General features: G+C 40.8%; 20 protein-coding genes and 1 pseudogene. 12 read left to right on the forward strand and 9 right to left on the reverse strand.

What is annotated here, in order from left to right; translation table 11 throughout:
* Nucleotides 1-483: 483 nt before the first annotated feature.
* On the reverse strand, nucleotides 484-1,110 hold the full coding sequence (locus tag FB6_RS12495) for a TetR/AcrR family transcriptional regulator (protein WP_174560309.1): 627 nt from the start codon (nucleotides 1,108-1,110) through the stop codon (nucleotides 484-486).
* Between the two features lie 96 nt (nucleotides 1,111-1,206).
* Between FB6_RS12495 and FB6_RS12500 the strand changes: the two are divergent.
* Nucleotides 1,207-2,416: pseudogene (locus FB6_RS12500) on the forward strand (oxygenase MpaB family protein).
* Between the two features lie 37 nt (nucleotides 2,417-2,453).
* Here FB6_RS12500 and FB6_RS12505 read toward each other — a convergent pair.
* The 3 genes from FB6_RS12505 to def all read right to left on the reverse strand — a co-directional run bounded on the left by FB6_RS12505 (nucleotide 2,454) and on the right by def (nucleotide 5,637).
* Entirely contained in the window at nucleotides 2,454-4,517 is a 2,064-nt protein-coding gene (locus FB6_RS12505; protein ID WP_174560310.1) for a TonB-dependent copper receptor, read from the reverse strand.
* Nucleotides 4,518-4,587: 70 nt separating this feature from the next.
* A complete protein-coding gene (locus tag FB6_RS12510) occupies nucleotides 4,588-5,013 on the reverse strand; it encodes a DUF2946 family protein (RefSeq protein WP_174560311.1) in 426 nt (141 codons plus the stop codon).
* Nucleotides 5,014-5,106: 93 nt separating this feature from the next.
* Entirely contained in the window at nucleotides 5,107-5,637 is a 531-nt protein-coding gene (def, locus tag FB6_RS12515; RefSeq protein WP_174560312.1) for a peptide deformylase, read from the reverse strand.
* Between the two features lie 119 nt (nucleotides 5,638-5,756).
* Between def and FB6_RS12520 the strand changes: the two genes are divergently transcribed.
* From FB6_RS12520 to FB6_RS12530, 3 genes are all read left to right on the forward strand, one after another.
* Nucleotides 5,757-6,911 (forward strand): LysM peptidoglycan-binding domain-containing protein, encoded by a 1,155-nt coding sequence (locus tag FB6_RS12520; RefSeq protein WP_174560313.1) that lies wholly within the window; start codon nucleotides 5,757-5,759, stop codon nucleotides 6,909-6,911.
* A gap of 98 nt (nucleotides 6,912-7,009) precedes the next feature.
* Nucleotides 7,010-8,149 carry a DNA-processing protein DprA gene (dprA, locus tag FB6_RS12525; RefSeq protein ID WP_174560314.1) on the forward strand — a complete coding sequence of 380 codons (1,140 nt, stop codon included), beginning with the start codon at nucleotides 7,010-7,012 and terminating at the stop codon, nucleotides 8,147-8,149.
* Nucleotides 8,150-8,191: 42 nt separating this feature from the next.
* A complete protein-coding gene (locus tag FB6_RS12530; protein WP_174560315.1) occupies nucleotides 8,192-8,761 on the forward strand; it encodes an L-threonylcarbamoyladenylate synthase in 570 nt (189 codons plus the stop codon).
* Between the two features lie 401 nt (nucleotides 8,762-9,162).
* Here the strand turns inward: FB6_RS12530 and FB6_RS12535 are convergent, their stop codons facing one another.
* Entirely contained in the window at nucleotides 9,163-10,080 is a 918-nt protein-coding gene (locus tag FB6_RS12535; RefSeq protein ID WP_174560316.1) for a DMT family transporter, read from the reverse strand.
* A gap of 417 nt (nucleotides 10,081-10,497) precedes the next feature.
* On the opposite strand from FB6_RS12535, the gene FB6_RS12540 reads away from it, so the two are divergent.
* From FB6_RS12540 to FB6_RS12555, 4 genes are all read left to right on the forward strand, one after another.
* Nucleotides 10,498-11,052, forward strand: coding sequence for a hypothetical protein (locus FB6_RS12540; protein WP_174560317.1), 555 nt, complete (start codon nucleotides 10,498-10,500; stop codon nucleotides 11,050-11,052).
* Between the two features lie 154 nt (nucleotides 11,053-11,206).
* Nucleotides 11,207-11,752 (forward strand): glutathione peroxidase, encoded by a 546-nt coding sequence (locus tag FB6_RS12545; RefSeq protein WP_174560318.1) that lies wholly within the window; start codon nucleotides 11,207-11,209, stop codon nucleotides 11,750-11,752.
* A gap of 209 nt (nucleotides 11,753-11,961) precedes the next feature.
* Nucleotides 11,962-12,330 carry an RcnB family protein gene (locus FB6_RS12550; RefSeq protein ID WP_174560319.1) on the forward strand — a complete coding sequence of 123 codons (369 nt, stop codon included), beginning with the start codon at nucleotides 11,962-11,964 and terminating at the stop codon, nucleotides 12,328-12,330.
* A gap of 148 nt (nucleotides 12,331-12,478) precedes the next feature.
* Nucleotides 12,479-13,090, forward strand: a complete 612-nt coding sequence (locus FB6_RS12555; RefSeq protein ID WP_174560320.1) for a hypothetical protein — start codon at nucleotides 12,479-12,481, stop codon at nucleotides 13,088-13,090.
* A gap of 85 nt (nucleotides 13,091-13,175) precedes the next feature.
* Here FB6_RS12555 and adhP read toward each other — a convergent pair whose 3' ends face one another.
* Complete coding sequence (adhP, locus tag FB6_RS12560) at nucleotides 13,176-14,207, reverse strand: alcohol dehydrogenase AdhP (RefSeq protein WP_174560321.1); 1,032 nt, start codon at nucleotides 14,205-14,207, stop codon at nucleotides 13,176-13,178.
* Between the two features lie 244 nt (nucleotides 14,208-14,451).
* Between adhP and FB6_RS12565 the strand changes: the two genes are divergently transcribed.
* Together FB6_RS12565 and FB6_RS12570 are read left to right on the forward strand one after the other, a co-directional pair.
* A complete protein-coding gene (locus FB6_RS12565) occupies nucleotides 14,452-15,456 on the forward strand; it encodes a pirin family protein (RefSeq protein WP_174560322.1) in 1,005 nt (334 codons plus the stop codon).
* 36 nt (nucleotides 15,457-15,492) lie between these two features.
* The gene (locus FB6_RS12570) at nucleotides 15,493-15,936 is read left to right on the forward strand and encodes an AAA family ATPase (RefSeq protein ID WP_174560323.1); all 444 of its coding nucleotides are present in this window, start codon (nucleotides 15,493-15,495) and stop codon (nucleotides 15,934-15,936) included.
* On the opposite strand, the gene FB6_RS12575 is transcribed toward FB6_RS12570, so the two are convergent.
* On the reverse strand, nucleotides 15,933-16,250 hold the full coding sequence (locus FB6_RS12575) for a hypothetical protein (RefSeq protein WP_174560324.1): 318 nt from the start codon (nucleotides 16,248-16,250) through the stop codon (nucleotides 15,933-15,935). The genes FB6_RS12570 and FB6_RS12575 overlap by 4 nt on opposite strands.
* 283 nt (nucleotides 16,251-16,533) lie before the next feature.
* Between FB6_RS12575 and FB6_RS12580 the strand changes: the two genes are divergently transcribed.
* Nucleotides 16,534-17,712 carry an SIR2 family protein gene (locus FB6_RS12580; RefSeq protein ID WP_174560325.1) on the forward strand — a complete coding sequence of 393 codons (1,179 nt, stop codon included), beginning with the start codon at nucleotides 16,534-16,536 and terminating at the stop codon, nucleotides 17,710-17,712.
* Nucleotides 17,705-19,405, forward strand: coding sequence for an ATP-binding protein (locus tag FB6_RS12585; protein ID WP_174560326.1), 1,701 nt, complete (start codon nucleotides 17,705-17,707; stop codon nucleotides 19,403-19,405). Before FB6_RS12580 ends, FB6_RS12585 begins: the two co-directional genes overlap by 8 nt.
* A 43-nt stretch (nucleotides 19,406-19,448) precedes the next feature.
* On the opposite strand, the gene FB6_RS12590 is transcribed toward FB6_RS12585, so the two are convergent.
* Both FB6_RS12590 and atpD read right to left on the reverse strand, forming a co-directional pair.
* Nucleotides 19,449-19,868 carry a F0F1 ATP synthase subunit epsilon gene (locus tag FB6_RS12590; RefSeq protein ID WP_086200319.1) on the reverse strand — a complete coding sequence of 140 codons (420 nt, stop codon included), beginning with the start codon at nucleotides 19,866-19,868 and terminating at the stop codon, nucleotides 19,449-19,451.
* Between the two features lie 26 nt (nucleotides 19,869-19,894).
* Entirely contained in the window at nucleotides 19,895-21,289 is a 1,395-nt protein-coding gene (gene atpD / locus FB6_RS12595) for a F0F1 ATP synthase subunit beta (protein WP_016654740.1), read from the reverse strand.
* Nucleotides 21,290-21,308: the final 19 nt, after the last annotated feature.

The following is a 21,308-nucleotide window of genomic DNA, read 5'->3' on the forward strand; positions in this document are numbered from 1 at the left end:
GCCAGCGTTCAATCTGAGCCATGATCAAACTCTTCAGTTTAAAATCAATAGTGCATATAGTGCACCAATCTTGGCTCATCAATTACTGACAAAAATTTGCTCAAATAAACTTCGAGTAATTTCTACCTTCAATCAATGAAAATAATTTCGATTAATCAACCAGTAAAAATCCACACAAGTTGTTCTTCATAATCTCTTAATGATCTTCTTACTGCTTCGTCAGCAGCAAGCTAGGTCGGCTATATTACGCTTTCCTCTCAGAAAGTCAACTAGCAATTTCAAATTAATTTAAACTTTCTTTCTAAAACCCAACCCAACCATTTAATGCTAAGCCACTGTTTTATCAGAAGTTTTAATTCTCATCACCGCCGATGGATGTGCATTCTACAGCATTTCTTACCGCTTGCAAGCATGTTTTAGCAATTATTATTTTGAGTGCTTATTTTTCAAACCAACAACCACTTAAGTATTTGTTTTATATTGTTAATTTATTTTATCTTCATTTTTATTAAGAGGATTTACTTCTAAATAAGCCAAAATCATGTTTGATAACTCAACCTTAAGTTGTTGTTCTGTAATTAAAAAATCATTATTACTTACAAAACGCATCATGGTGAACAAGGTACTATTAATAATCACAAATGATCGATTCTTCAGCGTTTCAAAACTCCAGTGCTGGTAATAGCGATTAAATAAATACATACCGACTTCAAAAAAGTGTTTTTCCAAAACCTGAGAGGCATCTGAATGGCTGTATTGATGCCAGTGTTTTAAGATTTCAATAAAGAAACCGCGATCGGCTTTCAACATATCAAATCCAAACTGAATGCTCAGCGGAATGACCCCATAAATACTTTGATGTTCTTGCTCCACAATGATTTGCTTTAAAGCCAATCCTAATTGTTCTGACTTGCGCAGTAATAGTTCCTCTACGATTTGTTCTTTATTTTCAAAATATTGATATATGGAGCCAACACTGACGCCAGATTTCTCGGCAATTTTCGGTGTCGTCAGCTCCAATACGCCATATTCAGCAATACACCACTGCGCCGCTTCTAAAATACTTTCCACAATTAAACGTGCACGCTGCTGCTGCGGTCTTTTTCTCATGGTTCTACATCCAATAGTGATTTTAATTATGCGAATTGAATGCGAATAAATATTCGTATTAGTGTGGAATTAAACAACAACATTGAAGCATAAACAATGACCACATTTTTTAATACGCGGCTCACGCCTTTTAGCGCTACACAGCAAGGTAATCTATTCAGCTTTGCCCTTGCCCATTTCACCCAGCGCCCGATCCAACCCAGTTATGCAGAATACCTGTCGCTGAATAAAGCCTTGCAATGCGGTGACCCTGAAATGGAAAAAGTCATTACATGGATGATGCAAAACCCCAAAGTTCATCGCGGCTATTTTGAAACTGCACTATTTAAAGGTGTTGATCAACTCCCCCACCCCATTCCCGAGTTAAAGCATTTTTTCAAGAGAATTGAACAAGTTCCAGACTGGTTAAATACCGATAAAATTGAACACGCCCTGCAATTTACCCATCGTTTGGGGATTAATAATGGCTTTATTTTAAGAGACTTATCTTTGATGGCCGGCTATCTTTTTCCGGGCTTTAACCAACCTTTAATGCTGACAGGAGCTTTAAATAAACAAGCGGGCACGCGTTTGGCTGAAACGACCAAATGGTGGATTGATATTACTGAACCCAATGGATTAGAGCGTTTCAATGCCGGATTTACTTCCACGATTTACGTGCGTTTTATTCATGCTTTAGTGCGCTTTCAGCTGCAAAAAAAATAAAGCGTGGGATCATGAAATGTGGGGTGTGCCAATTAATCAATTTGACCTTGCTATGACCAATCTTGCTTTTAGCAGTGTGGTCTTGTTAGGCATTCGGGCTTTAGGGATTTTTCCAAATAAGCAGGAATCTGAAAATTTTCTGCATTTTTGGCACTATGTCGGCTGGCTGATGGGGATCGATGAAAAATGGTTAATTGAAAAAGAATCTGAGGGCTGGAAACTTTTATATTGGATGCGATTTGTCCATCCCAAATCGGATGCAAGCAGCGCCGCGCTCGGTGCGAGTTTATCCAAAGAACCTTTTGAACGGCAGTACAAATATTTGCGTCCCCTGCAGCAGAAATTAGCTTATCGACAGCATCTTGAACTGACACAATTTTTTATAGGCAAGAAACGAATGCACAAACTCGGACTGAAACCGCAGTCCGCTGCATGGTTTGCATATTATCTACTTACGCGAAACCTCGTGCTTTATACAGGTGCCAAACATGTGCCGGGGTTAAATCAAAAACTACAGGAAAAAGGCCGTGCCATTCAAAAATTAGGTTTGGCGCTCTATCAAAGTAAAGCCAAACAATTGGCGAGTATGCATCAGCAATAAAAAAGCAGAGCCTTGGCTCTGCTTTTTTAAATCTGACTTAGAACTTCATTGAAATTCGAGCCCAATAATTACGGCCGATATTATTGAATTGTTCCTCAGCCGCGAAACCAAAGGCGGCACTACCCGCCTTGTTCAAGTGTTCGTTATAGGTTTTATCCAGCACATTATCAATCCCTACGGATAAATCCAGCCCTTCACTCACATGATAGGTCCCATTTAAAGATAAAGTACCAAAACCACTACTTTTACCCAGATCATAACCGACAATATTACCCTGATCTTTACTGATCCGATTTTGAGCCGCAACCACGCGCCATAAAGCGCCTAAAGTATAACGATCTTGTACATAGCGCAGATTGACCCGCCCCTCTAAAGGTGCAATTTGTGGCAAGGGCTTATCATCAGTGGTGTTTTTTCCCCAGGCATACATGGCACTGACATCCGCTTGCAGATGATCACTAAACTGATAGCCCAGACCCGCCTCGGCTCCTGCAATTGTGGCATCGACATTTTTCGCCCCTGCAGTTTTGCCATGACTCATCATCCCGGGCATGCTATGTACGTGATAACTCATCAACACATAATCATTGATTAAACCTGCATAAGCAGAAACCCAAGAATTCAGTGCGCCATGTTCATGTTGATAGCCCAAATCCAGCTGCAAAGTTTTTTCGGTATCAATCCCGTTAAAGGCATTCACAGTTCCAGGATTACCATGTGCAGTACTAAACAGCTCCCAATAATCCGGCATGCGTTCGACATATCCTAGCCCGATATAAGTTTTGGCATCATGTTCAGGGTGCTGGTTTTCAAAGCGAATAAATGCGCTTGGCAGCGTTTTATCCAGCTCCCGGTTATAGCCTTTTGCTACGGAATCAGCACGTAGATCCTTGACATTAATCTGATCGACACGCACCCCGCCAACCCATTTATTCTGCTCACTCAGTTCATAACTTAATTCACCAAAAGCACCAAAAGACTGGAACTTCATATCTTTTTCACGAGCTTGATTTTGATATGGCGACATTAAACTGCCACTACGTGAGGAATGCTGATTGTTCTGGCTGTCCACGCCACTAATCAACTGCAATTTATCCCATTCATGGGTCACGGCTAGACGTGCATTCAGCGTTTCACGTGCTACGTTAGAAGCCATAGGCATCGTCATCATGCCGCTCGGTTTAAACTCACGTAAGCTAAAGTTGTCCATGACATGATCATTAAAGCTATAGTTGACTTGCGCTTCAATTTTCTTGATCACCTCCGTAACATTTTTCTTTGCTACACGTAGCCCCAAACTTTCACGGGCAAACTGAGAGCCATCCATTTCACGACCGGCATAGACCGCTTCGCCATCAGCCTTCCCACCGGTCAGTTCCACCCAAGTATTTTCATCCGGCGTCAAGCCCAATGCTACATCTGCATTCCAGCGTTTCCAGTCCGAAGGAACGCTGTTGCCATCGCCATCCTGATAGCTGTTTGAAACAGAACGGTTAGCATTTAGACGAATATATTTCTGCTCATCCCCCACTGCGGCTTCCACATTATGGTCCAGACGACCATAGGAACCGAGCAATACACTGGCTTGGCCGCGATAATTTTTATCGGCAGATAATTTTTCAGCTTCACGCTCAAAGATCACGGTTGCAGCCGAACCAGTATTGGCATATTGAACGGTTTGTGGCCCTTTAATCACCGAAATACGGTCATAGCTTTCCGGTGAAATATAAGAGGTTGGTGCATCCATCCGGTTTGGACAGGCGCCCAAATTTTCCGTGCCATCGGCTAAAATTTTAATCCGTGAACCAAACATGCCACGGAAAGTCACATCGCCATTGGTCCCGCCATTTTTGATTGAACTGAATCCCATAATGCTTTGCAGATAGTCGGCACCATCACTGGCCGGAATTGGCTGGATGGGCTGTTTCGGATCTGCATGCACGATCAGACCGTTGGCATCCTGCCCCTGCTGAGCTGTCACCACAATTGGCGCTAATGTTTGAACATTAGTCGTTTGTTGTTCGGCAAATACAGTCGCAGAATAACCGGCAACACAAATCGCAGCCGCAAGAGGCTGTAAGTAGAATTTAGGCTGAGCCATTTTTATCTCACTAATACATAAATATAGGCGTACTGGAGTCCGTTAAGACCCAGGTAAAAAAACGTCGGATTTATGCAGCGAGTGGCGGGGCTCGGCCTTGAGGGATTAAAAAAAGTCGCTGTAAAGCAAACCAGACATGACTAAACGTCTTTTGGAATGCGATTAAACGCACTTGAATACGATCTAGAACTTCTTTGACGTCTAATTCAGGCGGCAAGACCAGATTACCAAAGACCTTACAGTATTGGCATTGATGATTGGCATCATGATGATCATGCTCAACAGGCGACTGATCATGCTGAGTCGCATGATGCTGATGATGAGCATGTTGGGAAGCAGAAATGTGTTGTGCAGCAGGTTTTTGTAATAATGCACGCGTAATGGTTTCACAGACCGGAGCAACCTGATATTGCTTCGGTAACAAGGGCTGTAAAAACACAGCAATCTGTAAGAATACGGCTGCCATTGACAACAGCAGCCCACCACGTAACAACACAGGCAAATCCTAAAATTTGTCGGGCGCAAGTATAACAAAGCCCAATCGAAATTGGGCCAGGCTTTAAAAAATTTCTCAATGATTTTTTTTGCTTTAGCGTTTTACCGCTACTTTTTCTTTTTGCCGTTGACGAACGACTTTTTCCACTTTTTCACGTGCACGTTGACGTTTTAATGGCGATAAATAATCGACAAATAACTTGCCATTTAAGTGATCCATTTCATGTTGAATACAAACTGCGAGAAGTTCGTCCGCTTCCAGCTCAAATGATTGACCTTCAAGGTTAATTGCCTCGATTTTTACACGTGACGGACGCTCAACTTTATCGTATATTTGAGGCACTGATAGACAGCCTTCTTCATAAGGCAGTGTTTCTTCAGTTAATGGGGTAACTTTGGGGTTAATAAATACCATGGGTTGATCTTTATTTTCAGATAAATCCATGACAATCAGCTGAATATGATGATCGACTTGTGTGGCAGCCAAACCGATACCTGGGGCTTCATACATGGTTTCAAACATATCTGCTGCGAGCTGACGAATTTCATCAGTGACTTCTTCGACTGGTTTAGCAATGGTACGAAGACGGGGATCCGGGAAACTTAAAATAGGTAATAAGGCCATACGGTGTCCTCACTTATGCCATTGATCAAAAAACAAAATGAAGGAATGCTTCATCAAAAAAATGTGTGTAATATCGTTATTATAACGCAACTACATACATAATTTTAGGAATTATGATAATGAAAAAGGTTTTGAAGGGCATGCCAACTTTTAGTGCCTTGGGGTTTAAAAAACAGTTATTGGCACTTGCCGTATGTGTAAGTGTTGGCGTTGGAGTCGTGAGCATTGCCGAAGCGGCCCCTGCCCGAAATGTCAATCCACCTGCATTAAAGGCCGGAGCACCACAAGTGTATGTGGTGAAAAAAGGCGATACTTTATGGGATATTTCCAAAAGATTTTTAAAGAATCCAGTGCGCTGGCCTGAAATCTGGGCCAGCAATAAACATGTGAAAAATCCACACTGGATTTTCCCGGGCGACCGCCTACTTATGTGTACCTACAATGGCAGACCAATTATTGGTAAAGATGAAGGTGATGGCTGTGAAGGCATTATCCGTCGCTATACCGGTGGCACCAAATTACAGCCTCAGGTTCGGATTGAGTCTTTAAACAATGCCATTCCGGTGATTCCGCTGGAATACATCAAGCAATGGTTAGAGCGCAGTACCATTGTTGCGCCTGAATCAATTACAGGCACGCCTTATATTTTAGGTACTGCCGACCAGCGTGTTCTTGCTGCCAAAGGCCAAACTGTTTATGCCCGCGGTAATGGCCTGGAAGTCGGTCAACGTTATGCCGTTTACCGTGAAGGTGAGCCGTACATGCTTACCGATGCCAAAGGCAAAAAATACAATGCTGGTCTTGAATTGACTCAGGTTGCCTCAGGTGTTGCCGTCCGTGGTGAAAATGACATTACCACTCTGGAGCTCACTGATACCTATAATTCTGAAGTTCGTCGTGGTGACCGTGTACTGCCTGAATACGATCCGATGTTGCCAACCTTGTTCTACCCAACTAATGCTGAAGATGTAGTTGCCGGTGGTCATGTGGTTCGTGTAATGGGTTCAATTGGCACTGCAGCAAAACACAGTGTGGTGACCATTGACCGTGGTAGCTTGCAAGGTGTTCAAGCCGGGCAGGTCTTGGCTGTGAACCAAAAAGGTGAAGTAGTCACTGACCCGAAAACCAAAGAACGTGTGCAATTACCTGGACAGCGCATTGGTAACATCATGGTGTTCAAAAGCTTTGACAACCTGAGTTACGCTTATGTACTGGATAGCGAGTTACCGATTAAAGTTGGTGCCGAAATTCAGCCTCCACTGATGGATGAATAATCTTCCTATCTAAATATTAGGATTTATTGAAATGAGGCTGAGATTCAGCCTCATTCTATTTCACACAATAAAAAGAAGACATTTTTAAAGGTCTCATTATGCTCAATTCATTAAGCGCCTTGCAGCTGGATTACATTCGCCTATGGTTTCTGGTGCAACACTCGCTGACCAGCTTTTATAAAATTCATAAACACTACACCAATCTTGCAAAGGCAACACAGCCTGATCAAGTTGAAATCTGGCAAAAGCTGGGCATTCACAAAAACCATATCCAACGCCTGCAAGACTTTCATCTTCCTGAATCACAGCTACAATTTGAACGTTGTATTGATCTGATTCAAAAACACAGTGACTTTGTGTTATTGCAGGAAGATGCGCACTATCCGCAACAATTACTTCCCTATGCCGATAAACCGCCAATTTTGTTTGGCCAAGGTGATGCTCACACCCTGTTGCAACCACAAATTGCGATTGTCGGTAGCCGCAAACCGAGCAATCACGGCCGTCAAATCGCTTATGACTTTGCTTATTATTTAAGTGAAAAAGGCTTTTATATCAGTAGCGGTTTGGCACAAGGCATTGATGAAGCCGCCCATCAGGGGGCTTTGCAGCACAAGCGGACCATTGCGGTGATGGGGACCGGTCTGGAGCAAACATATCCACCCCAACATCAGCAGTTAAGACAACAAATCATTGCTAAAGGTGGTACGGTGATTACGGAATTTTTACCCGGAACACTGCCTTTACAACAGCATTTTCCACGGCGCAACCGCATTGTCAGTGCTTTAAGTCTGGGCGTGATTGTGGCTGAAGCAGCACTGAAAAGTGGTTCTTTAATTACGGCGAAATGGGCAGCTGAACAAGGCAAATTGATCTTTGCCATTCCGGGACACATTTATAGCGAACATCATCAAGGCTGCCATCAGCTGATTCGCGAAGGTGCGATTTTAATTGATCATCCGGATCAGGTGATTGAAGACCTGGCACTGCCGACCCAATGGCAAAACCGGCTACAGCTTGAGCAAACCAACCCTCCATCTCCCACTAAAATTGAACTACCTGCGCACCTGACACCGCTCTATAACCAACTGGACTGGGTGGGACAACCTATTGACGAGATTGTGGCCAAGCAACAACTGGATGTCGCCACATTGACCGGTCAGTTGATGGAACTGGAACTTCTGGGCCTATGTATGCAACAGGCTGGACTGTATCTACGTTGTCGTCCAGGCAAATAAGGTTCACAATATCCCTTTCATAAATTCGAAGGGAAAAATCTGATGATTACCACCTCTGTTGCCGAAGCTGCTCAATGTTTAAAACAAGGACATGTTTTAGCATACCCTACAGAGGCAGTTTGGGGCTTAGGCTGTGATCCTTTTAATGAACAAGCGTTTCTGGAAATTTTACGATTAAAGCAACGCCCCATTGAAAAAGGTGTCATTTTATTGGCCGCGCAAGTAGCACAAGTGGAACATTTATTAGAATCCTTGCCAGAAAAAATGCGTCAAAAAGTCATTGCATCCTGGAGCCATCGCTCTCCGACTGAACGGGCGACTACCTGGTTATTGCCTGCCGGGGATCATATTCCGGCATGGATTAAGGGTAATCATCCTAAAGTGGCGGTGCGGGTCACCACCCACCCTCTATGTGTCGCACTCTGCAATGCCTTTAATGGCTTCATTGTCTCCACCAGTGCCAACCCTGCAGGTGGCAATCCAGCACGCTCCCTTCAGGAAGCCAACCAGTATTTTTCCAGCCAGGTGCATTATTTAAATGGTGATTTGGGACTCAGCAAAGAACCAAGCCGTATTATTGATGCCGAAACAGGTGAGGTGATCCGCGCTTAAGCGGATCATTTTATTTGATAAATAACGTAAAAAACGCAATTTTTAGGCAAAAAAAAGCTCAACCATATAGGGACGGTTGAGCATAAAAAGGATGTGCATAAATCACATCCAGAGGGTCTGAAAATCTGTTGATGAACGCTTAATATTGTTAAGAAAACTTAAACATTCACGATATAAGTATTATGTAATAATTTATTTTGTTATACAAATACATTATTTATCTTAAAATACATTTTAAAGCTATCAAATAATGATCAATCTTTATTAAAGATTTAAATTATCTCACTATTTTTAATTATATTTTAAAAAAACCATCATTTTTATAAGCCTGTTTTAAAACTAGTTTGATTGCAAATCCGTTCCAAATAAAAGTTTATTTGTCTCTTTTTTAATCACATTTTTTAATTTGTATTCAATTTTTCTCTTGTGCTCAGCCGATCTTTCTTTTGAGCTAATAAAATGCCCAATAAAATCATCAGACCACCAAAGCTATGATAAATCGTCCAGGCTTCACCTAACCACAGCTTGGCAATAATGGCGGTACACACGGGCATTAAATTCATAAAAATACTGGTTCGGTTTGGCCCAAGCATCTGTACGGCCAACATCCAGACCAGTGGTGCAATCAGTGATGGAAAAATTCCGGCATAAACTACACTGCCGATATTTTGTAGATTGATGGCATCCAGCCCTAACCAGATCACAAAAGGTAAATGGTAAAGCAATGCAAAAATAATCTGCACATACAGGCTGATCAATAACGGAATCTGTAGTTGCCACTTTTTTAGAAAAACACCATAAAAAGCGTAAAAAAATACTGCCAGCACAATCATGATATCGCCCAGATGTCCAGCGGACTGAATCAGATTGCTCCAGTTTCCCTGTGCCATGACATAGAGCAAACCGGCAAAAGACAAGAGACTGCCTACCACGGCAAAACGGTTGGGAATATCCTTGAGCATGAACATGGAAATAAAAATGGTAAACACCGGAATAAAAGCATTAATAATGCCCATATTGGTCGCGGTGGTATAATGTGCCGCGGTATAGCCCAACCCTTGATACAGTACCATACCAAAAGCCCCGAGTACTGCCAGCTGTTTCCAGTGTGTGAACACCAGCTGACGTTCACGCCAGACCGTGCCTAACATAAACGGCGTAAGCACTACAAAAGCTAGCAACCAGCGATAGAAACTGATACTGACAGGTGAAATATAGTCCGCGACATAGCGCGTTACGGTAATATTCATCGACCAAATGAAGACAGCCAGCAAGGGCAATCCTAGTGCCCAAAAGACTGTTTTATACTGTTGTGTCATTCCCTGCCCTGTTTCTCAATATTCGTTATGATTTTTTCATGCTGTATTAAAACATGAAATATCAATTGTTCACCAACCTAGGCAAGTGCGAAATACCACAAAGTTAAATGATGATCATCAGCAGCAGAGTAATTAAAAAAGAGAAAAAATTATGCAAATGATGTGATGCCTCATACAATGACATAACATCTAAATGAAATTTCATAACCAAACGCTCACACAACGATCATAAGATTTCATATTGGTCGCCTTTAAATAACGTTGTTTGCAATTTGCAGCAGCTTCGCAACACAAACGCCCTAGTGAGCACTTGTATAAATATGTCATGTTGATGACAGCACTCGATCGAAACTGCGCTATTTTTAATATGTATAAAATTAGGCTTGATCAAAAGATTGAACCTAATGAGGATGCGATATGAACAAACCCTTACTGGCTTCACTCTGTGTTGCTGCCTTGGCATTAACAGCATGTGATAAAAAACCCAATGAAGCACCCGCATCATCAGCATCTGCTCCGGCAACCACCACCTCTGCTCCAGCTAACCCGCAAACGACTACTACAGCTCTCAGTTCAAACAATGTCCAAGATATTAAAAATGATCTGATTGAAATACAGACCCTTTCCAAAAATCGATCCCAAGAGGCTTCGGACTTACAAAATAAAGCCAATCAGGCTGCAGAAAAAGGGGACAAAGCCACGCTTACGGCCACAGTTGCAGAAATGAAAACCTATATTGGCAATTTTAACCGCGATCTGGATAATCTAAACCTAAAAAGTACAGAGCTGAATGCTGTACGCGGCAAAATCAAAGAATCCAATAATCTGGGGATCCAGCTCGCTGAAGAAAGCATTGCAGAAAAAGCAGATATGAACAAAATCAATGAACTGCGTACTCAAGCCAGCCAATTGCAAAAAGAATTGGTCACTGAAATGCAAGCCTTGGAAAGCAAAGCCAAAACTGTCAAATAAAGTCTGTTGCATGGTCAGAAAACAGGTCGCTTGACCTGTTTTTTTATTCAGCTAACAATCAATCGCTAATATTGCTTTCAATAAAGACTTGCCGATATGCAGAATAAGCTTTAAAACAAAGCAGTGATCCTCTCAAGTCATTAAGGACAATACAATGAGTCAATCTGTTTATGACATTCCGGTCAAAACCATTCAAGGCAATGACACCACGCTAAATCAATATCAAGGTAAAGTGCTGCTGATTGTCAACACGGCGTCGAAGTGCGGTTTAACCCCACAATATGAAGGTCTGGAAAAACTGTATCAAGACAAAAAAGCCCAAGGTCTGGAGATTTTAGGCTTCCCCGCCAACAACTTTCTGGCTCAGGAACCCGGTTCAGATGAAGAAATTCAACAATTCTGTTCGCTGAATTATCAGGTTGATTTTCCGTTATTTGCTAAAATTTCAGTGGCTGGTGAAGATAAGCACCCGCTGTATCAAACCCTGACTCAAGCCATTCCTGAACGTACAGGTGAAGGACCTTGGTGGAAAGATCTGGTCGATTATGGCTTAACACCAAATCCTAAACCTGAAGTACTGTGGAATTTTGAAAAATTCCTGATCAATAAAAATGGTGAGGTAGTCGAACGCTTTGCACCGGACATCACCGCTGACGATCCGCGTATTGTAGATGCAATTAATGCGGAATTAGCCAAGTAATTTATAACAATAATGTAAGTATCTGCTTATATACCAGATGCTTACATTTTTGATTCAAAAACAGAATTTTAAATTTGAAAATCAAAAAGTTTATTCTTCATTATCTCTCCATCATTTTAATCATTTAACAACAATACATTCACTACTTATCAATGACTTAGACATATGATGAAGCTATCAACCCAATGCCATGATAGAAAAGGTGAAGTATGAATACTCTAGTAAAAGCAATTGTTTTCTCTCTCTCTACTGCTTTAGTTACTGCACCTGCAATGGCTGCTCCGCAAGAACATAACCAGTCTCATCAAGTTCAAAATCAACAGAAAGGCCATACTCAGTCACATCAAAATACTTCACATAAAAATACTGCACATAAAAAAGCAGTAAATCCATCACATGACTGGAAAGTGGGTCAAAAAGTACCAAGCCAATACCATGGCCAAGGTTATAAAATCGACCACAAAAAATTTAAAAAATTGAGCAAACCAGGTAAAAACCAACAATGGATTAAAGTGAATGCTGACTACGTACTGACCAATGTCATTAGCCATACCATTATCAAAATCATTGGCGGTTAATACAGCTGATTTGAGTCAGAAAAGAGTGCTTAAGCACTCTTTTTTAATGCAAAAAAATAGATTTGTTATCGCTTTGCAACAATCAGTTTTTTCTCCACATTCTGTCCTTATATTGAAAAATATTGATTGAAGCTGAAATGAAAGAGATATGAAAAAATTCATCCAAAATGTGGTTTCTCCTTTTGTGATGTTTAGTGCGGGCCTTTTGCTGATTGGTTGTGAACAAGCCAATACTCCAGATGCAACTGAAAATGAAATGTCACCATCCAGCGATGTCTCTGAACAGGTCTCTACCCCATCAGCTACAGAACCTACAGCCAAAACCGATTTGAAAAGCGGGAACATGTTTTATATCGTTCGCGATGTTGCAGATATGCAGCTTAAGGCGGGTGCTTACGTTGAACAGTTGAAGCAAACTCAAACGGATTTAGAAACAGCAATCAACGATAAAGATCAACAGCAGTTGCAAGCCACGGCCAAAAATCTGCAACAACAACTGACGGGATTTAATCAGGCACTGAGCAGTCTGAACCTGAAAAGTCAGGAAATTGATTCGATTCGGCAAAATGTGATGCAAGCCAATCAGCAAGTGCTGGCTACCCCATTTTTAAATGGCGAAGTGGATTTAACTCAGGTGGATTTCAAGAAAATTGAAAAACAGATGGGCAATATCCAACTAGAAATGATTAAGCTGGCTGGAATGATGATTCCTGAAGGTCAGAAATATACCAGTGAAAGCAAAGCCGATCAGGAAAGTTGATTCCCTATAAATAAGCACGCTAAAAATAAAAACCAATTCAGTCCAGCTGAATTGGTCTGTTTAAATGAATATAAAGTATTAAAGATTAGAGTTTCATATCAATCACGATACGACCATCAATTTTACCCTGTTGCATACGTTCAAAAATATCGTTAATATTTTCAAGCGGTTCAACATGAATATGTGCCTTGACCTTGCCGCGCGCTGCAATATCCAGAGCTTCTTTCAGGTCCAGACGTGTTCCGACAATTGACCCCCGCACGGTAATTCCTTCCAACACCATATTGAAAATCGACAGGTCAAATGTGCCTGGCGGCAAACCGTTGAGCACCATGGTGCCGCCACGGCGAACAATCGCCACTGCCTGTTCAAATGCCTTTGGAGATACTGCTGTCACCAAGACACCGTGACAACCTTCACCCGTAGCTTTCATGACTTCTTCTTTGACATCGACTTTCAGTGCATTAATACCGACATCTGCACCCAAATTTTTAGCCAATTCCAGTTTAGAATCATCCACATCAATGGCGACCACATTAAAACCCATGGTCTTGGCATACTGAATGGCCACATGACCTAAGCCACCAATGCCGGAAATAGCCACCCAATCCCCGGTTTTGGCTTCAGTCATTTTCAAACCTTTATAAACGGTCACACCGGCACACAGAATTGGGGCGATTTCCAGCAGATCGACACCTTCAGGAATCACCCCGACATAATCACCATCGGCCAGACAATACTCTGCAAAACTGCCATTGACTGAATAGCCTGAATTTTGCTGTTTCTTGCACAGGGTTTCCCAGCCGGCATAGCAGTGATCACAGTGACCACACGCTGAATACAGCCACGGAACACCGACAATATCACCTACCTTTAAATGCTCTATACCCTCACCTATCTCAATGACTTCACCCACACCTTCATGTCCTGGAATAAAAGGTAAAGTCGGTTTCACTGGCCAATCCCCATGCATGGCATGCAGATCGGTATGACAAACACCTGTTGCTATGATTTTCACCAGGACTTTGCCCGGACTGATTTTTGGAATTTCGACTTCTTGGATTTGCAGCGGCTTATTAAATTCTGTCACCACCGCCGCTTTCATTGTATTTGCCATCTTGATATTCTCCATATTACACATACCGAGAAGACTCTTTAGAAGAGTCATAGTTCTACTATATCGAAGCTCCACTATATCGAATAATAAATCACCAAAAGTGGTGGATTTGTACGGGATTTGATGGTTTTAGATGGCCTTACAGTTCAGCTATAGACCCATGCCAAGCTCAGCATTTAAATGAATAAAATAAGAGACTTATTCATTTAGGTTAAGTAAAAAACTTGATAACAGGATTGATCACATGCACGACTTGCCTATTCTTTCCATTGTTCCAGTTGAATTTCGCCTAGATTTAAAAGACCCGTTTTTGTTTACTGCCCATCATATTGATCATTTTCCGACAGCAAATGCCGATCTGGGTCCGCAAACAGCGGCAAAAAATAAAGAATTTAATATGTACTATGGCGAAACGGTTCCGGGTTTTCCTGAACATCCGCATACCGGTTTTGAAACCATTACCCTGGTCGAGCAAGGCGTGGTCGATCATTTCGATTCGCTGGGTAATGGTGGCCGTTATGCTGCCGGTGATGTACAGTGGCTGAGTACCGGCAACGGTATTGAACATTGTGAAATGTTTCCACTACTGCATGAAAATAAAGAAAATCCTTTTGAGTTGTTCCAAATCTGGTTCAATTCATCGCCTGAACAAAAACGAAAAGATCCAGCCTACAAGATGATGTGGCGTGAACAGATTCCTCATGTATTTTCAACCGATCATGCCGGTAGAAAGTCTGATATTCGGGTCATTTCAGGATATTTTAACGATACTGCAGCAATTAACCGGCCTGAACATTCCTGGGCAGCTGCAGATCAGAATAAAGTGAATATTTATCTGATTACCTTAGAACCCTATGCTGAGCTGACTATTCCGGCAACAACTGCCAGTGCAACCCGTTTTGCATATTTTTATCAGGGCAAGCAGTTAAACATTGCAGGTCATGAGATTGAATTTAAACATCTGGTCGAGCTTAAACCGGCTGAAGCCATTCATTTACAAGCGGGTGGAATGGAAGCACGAGTTCTTTGGCTCGAAGGTGAACCGATTGGCGAACCTGTGGCTATGCGTGGCCCTTTTGTATTGAATTCCAATCAAGAGCTGAATGATGCATTTAAGCGTTATCGGGAAACCCAGTTTGGTGAATGGCCATGGCAAAGCCCTGCTCCGGTGTTTAAACGCGAGCAGCCGCGTTTTGCCAGTTATGAAGGCGGTCAACGCGAAGAATATCCCGAAACAGATGATTTATGATTTAATTAACCCTCACTTAAAGATGTAGCCTCTGTCATGCAACTGATTATTTTTACAGGCGTTCAGGCTTCAGGTAAATCAAGCTTTTACCTGTTGAATCTACACCATAGTCATTTGCGCATTAATCTGGATATGCTGAAAACCCGGCACCGTGAAAATTTAATCTTTGAAGCCTGCCTTGCCTCTAAAACCAAGATGGTGATTGATAACACTAATCCGACCAGTGCAGATCGCGCTCGTTATATTCAGCGCGCGCTGGATGCCGGCTTTGAAGTGATTGCCTATTATTTTGAAACCGATTTGCAAAGTACTTTAGAGCGCAATAGTCAACGTATCGGTCAAGCCAATATTCCTGAAGTGGGTGTCAAAGCGACTTATAAAAAACTGGAAGTGCCGCGTTTAGATGAAGGTTTTGCTGAAATTTTTAAGATCAAAATTATTGGTAATGGTGAATTTTCCATATTGCCTATTTCTAGTTAATTGTTTCTGATCAATTCATCTTGCTGTTCACGCCATGTTTTAAAAGCAGCTTGCATGGCTTGTCGTTCAATAGCTTGGGCTAAACGGCTTTCCATAACGGAAAAATCACCTTTATAGGCCGCAGCAACTATAGATTTTGCCAGTTCCTCAATACTCGCTCGACCCTGCTGCCTATAAGCCTGTATTTCATCTTGCCTTAAGACCAAGTCCCAGCAAGACACCACTGAACTCATGTCTACAGCAATGCTGAGATAGTACTGTTCAAGGTCTTGGTAGAGCTCCCAAAAGTGTGGTTCATGTTCGATCAGATTCATAGGAGAAAATTTGTGAATAGAATGAATTTAACTTAATACAGGAGATGAATAAAATATATGCAACTTTAGATGACATAACTTTAAAAGCCAAAATTTCTAAAGTGGTGATTAGAGCCACTATAAAAATTTGAAATCAGCAAGTTTAAATAAAAATTTTGATGAGATATTTAAAGTAAAAATTATAGGAGGAGAATGGAGAGCTTTTAATTAAATCCATTATATGACTATTTTTTTAACTTAAAAAAATTATAATGAAAACAAATGCTTTAAAAGAATATAGTTTATGAGTATAAGATTTTATAAACCTGCACCCATTGACAACTTTGTACCTTATGAAAAAGATGAAGATGAGCAAAAAGTTAATGACTTAGGTGATCTCAAAACAAAACTCAAAACGGCACTTCAAATGCCTAATATTATGGTTTTAGCTGGTAGTGGTACTTCATTAGGAAATGTTGAAGGACCAAGTATGAATGACTTATGGAAGTTCTGTATTGAAGATACTACAAGGAAAGATGATGCTGAAAAAATTATTAAAGAAATCAGATACAATCTTTCAGAACCTAAAAACAAAAATATTGAAGAATTCTTATCGTATTGCGAAGCGTACCAACAAATACACAATTCTATTGAATTAGAAATTTTTCTAACAAAGTCGAAAGAAATTATCTTAGAAAAATGTAAATTCACTAAATCTCCATCCACCTTATTTGCACACATGGAGCTTATTAAAAAACTTGCTAGACGAAAGAGTAAAGACAATAGAATTAAATTATTTACTACGAACTATGATACTTGCTTTGAAGAAGCTGCTGGGAAGTTAGGAATAACAATAATAGATGGCTTTACTTTTTCAGCACCCAGAATTTATAACCCTCAATTTTTTGATTATGACATTATCAAAAGAGATGGTATGGGCTCCTCTAATACTCCTAAATATTTAGATGGGGTATTTCATCTTTATAAATTACATGGATCTGTAAATTGGTTTAGAAAAAAAGAAACTGACGGTAATTTTACTATTGAACAGAAAGAATCAAATGATGCTAAAAATGCTTGTATGATTTTCCCTGCAAAAGGTAAATACCAACAATCATATATACAACCCCACCTAGAACTAATAGCTAAATTTCTTCAAGGTATTCGAGAACCTAATACTTGTCTCATAACTAGTGGCTTTGGTTTCAATGATGATCACCTCTCAGAGCCAATATATGCAGCCTTACAATCTAATCCACACTTAAAATTAATCATTGTTGATCGCTCTGTCGAAAAAAAATTTAAAAGTCCTGGTGAATATTCAACTTATTGGAAAAAATTTAAAGCTCTTGCAGATAAGGGTTTAGATATTTTATTTATAGAAGCTGACTTCGAAAATTTTGCTCTCAACATACCTGATTTGAAGGCTCTAAGTCCTGCGGAAAGTTTATATCAAGTTATTCATGGTGGACTTAATGCATAGTTTAGAAGAACGTGGAATCGTGCGCCCTGAATTATTATTTGGTAAAGTTAATGCAATTTCAGCAAACTCTTTGCAATTTGAGTTCATTAATTTACAACATGAGCCAATTTACTTTGAAGGGCGAAGATATGGTAAAGGAGAAGTTGGCGAGTTTGTCATTATTGAAAGCCAAATAAATTTAATTTTAGGACGTATTATTGAAATTAAAAAATCTGATTTAGAGCTTTCAAACTTAGATATTGTTGGACGAATCCAGCTTCTTGGTTCAATTCAAATGGATAACCTTAAAGTCACAGCAGGTATTGATTATTATCCAAGCATAAGTGACTTAATATATTCTGCTCCACATGATTTCATCGCTGATATTCCTCGTAGAATGAATAATATAAAGCCAGACGTAGAATTAGAAATTGGAGCTATCGATCTTGATAGAGATTGTAAAATCACAGTTACACCTGAAAAATTATTTGGTCGGCATTTAGGAATATTAGGATCAACAGGTGGTGGAAAAAGCTTTACTACAGCACGAATATTAGAAGAGTGTCTAAAGAAAAATTCTCGAGTAATTCTATTAGATCCAACAGGTGAATATAGAGGTTTTGATAGTGAGGATGTATTTCATATTCATCTAGGAAATCCAACATATCCGTTAGAGAACTCTTTAGCATGTAAACTACCGCCTGAATCATTTGTAGAAACAGATTTCTTAGCCTTATTCGAACCATCAGGAAAAGTTCAAGGTGCTAAATTTCGTGAAGCGTTAAAAAGTTTAAAACTAGCTAAAATCTATCCTCAAACATATCCAAATGGATATATTCCTAAAATTGATGCATCCAAACTAGAATATATTCAAATCATTAATGCTCTTACAATTAATATTAATGATCCTTTATACAGCTTCAATATTGATAAACTAACCTTACAAATTGAACATGAATGCGTATTCCCAGAAGGACAAGAAGGCTATGGTACCAAAGCCATTAAAATTCCTGAACGTTGGGGTAACCATGATGGTGGTTCTTTTGCAAATTGTCTTCCTTTAATTAGCCGAATCAATACCATCATCAATTCTCCACCTTTTGATACATTTTTTGACGTTAACTCAGGTCACAAATCATTAACGAATGTTATAAAACAATTTGCTTGTTCAAGTAAAAGCACTAAGAAACTACTTCGAATTGATTTAAGTGGAATTCCATTCGAATATAAGGCTCGTGAAATCATTGCTAATTGCATTGGGAGAACCCTTTTAAATTCATCAAGAAAAGGAGAATTCAAAGATAAGCCAATTGTTGTATTTTTAGATGAAGCACATAATTTTATCGGTAAAACAATAGGTAATGAAGACACTTTAGCTAAGTTAGATGCTTTTGAACTGATTGCAAAAGAAGGTCGAAAATTTGGTTTAAATATCTGTTTAGCCACCCAAAGACCTCGTGATATTACAGAAGGTGTTCTTAGTCAACTTGGAACTTTAATTGTTCATAGACTTACTAATGATCGAGATCGTGAGATTGTAGAACGTGCCTGTGGCGAAATTGATAAAGCAGCTTCTGACTTCCTACCGAGCCTACAACCAGGTGAGGCTGTGATTATTGGAAATGACTTCCCTATCCCTCTAACCATTAATATTAAAAAACCGACAATTAAACCAAATTCGGAAGGTGCCAATTTCCAAAAAAATTGGGCATAAAAAAACCACCCTTTCGGGTGGTTCTTCAATCTCAAACCGTGTCTTATTGAGCGCGGTTTTTGATTTTGCGGATGGTTTCCAACTGAGCAGCAGTTTCTGCAAGAGCAGCCAAAGCAGCAGCAGAGTCCAAGTCGCTCTTTTGATTTGCAAGCAATTGTTCAGCGTTTTTACGCGCTTCAACAATTGCAGCTTCATCCAAGTTTTCTGCACGGACTGCAGTATCTGCAAGAACCGTAACAACATGCGGCTGAACTTCTAGAACACCACCAGATACATAGATTAATTCTTCTGTACCGTTTTCAAGCAGAACGCGAATTGCACCCGGCTTGAGTAAAGTTACTAGCGGAGCATGGCCAGGCATAATACCCAACTCACCGCCGGCACCTTTAGCAATTAGCATAGTCACAGTGCCTGAGTACAAAGACTCTTTAACACTTACAACATCACATTGCATAGTCGACATGAGAATCTCCTAAATTAGGTAACTAATTAAAGTTTCTCAGCTTTAGCAATCACTTCGTCAATACCACCAACCATGTAGAACGCTTGTTCTGGGATGTGGTCGTATTCACCAGCTAGAAGACCTTTAAAGCCACGAATTGTTTCTTTAAGCGGTACAAGTTTACCAGGAGCACCAGTAAACACTTCAGCTACGTGGAACGGTTGAGAGAAGAAACGCTGGATTTTACGCGCACGGTAAACAGTCAACTTATCTTCTTCTGCAAGCTCGTCCATACCCAAGATCGCGATGATGTCTTTCAATTCTTTATAACGTTGCAATACGTTCTGTACAGAACGTGCAATTTCATAATGCTCAGCACCAACAACTAATGGGTCTAACTGACGTGAAGTAGAGTCAAGTGGATCGATCGCTGGGTAAATACCAGAAGATGCGATGTCACGGCTCAATACTACAGTTGCGTCCAAGTGGGCGAATGTAGTTGCAGGCGATGGATCTGTTAAGTCATCGGCAGGTACATATACCGCTTGGATAGATGTAATCGAACCAGACTTAGTCGATGTAATACGTTCTTGAAGAACACCCATCTCTTCTGCAAGAGTCGGCTGGTAACCTACTGCAGATGGCATACGACCTAGAAGTGCTGATACTTCAGTACCTGCTAGTGTATAACGGTAGATGTTGTCTACGAACAATAGAACGTCACGGCCTTTACCGTTTTCGTCTTTCTCGTCACGGAAGTACTCAGCCATAGTAAGACCAGTCAACGCTACGCGTAAACGGTTACCTGGTGGCTCGTTCATCTGACCGTAAACCATCGCTACTTTGTCAAGTACGTTAGAGTCTTTCATCTCGTGATAGAAGTCGTTACCTTCACGAGTACGCTCACCAACACCAGCAAACACAGATAAACCTGAGTGAGCTTTAGCGATGTTGTTGATCAACTCCATCATGTTTACAGTTTTACCAACACCGGCACCACCGAACAGACCAACTTTACCACCTTTAGCGAACGGGCATAGTAAGTCGATGACTTTAATACCAGTTTCTAAAAGGTCAGTAGAAGCTGCTTGTTCAGCATAAGAAGGTGCTTGACGGTGAATCGGCAAACGCGCTTCAGTAGCAACAGGACCAGCTTCGTCGATAGGGCGACCAAGAACGTCCATGATACGACCTAAACATGCAGTACCTACAGGTACAGAGATAGGCGCGCCAGTGTTAGTTACGTTCAAACCACGCTTAAGGCCTTCAGTAGAACCCATTGCAATAGTACGAACTACGCCATCACCAAGTTGTTGCTGAACTTCTAAAGTAGTTTCAGTACCGTCAACTTGGAGAGCGTCATAGATCTTAGGAACGCTGTTACGTTCAAACTCGACGTCGATAACCGCGCCGATGATCTGAATGATACGACCGCTACTCATTGCTGTCTCCTCAATTCAA

Origin of the sequence: Acinetobacter bouvetii, from assembly GCF_902753875.1 — a bacterium.
Lineage (GTDB): Bacteria > Pseudomonadota > Gammaproteobacteria > Pseudomonadales > Moraxellaceae > Acinetobacter > Acinetobacter bouvetii_A.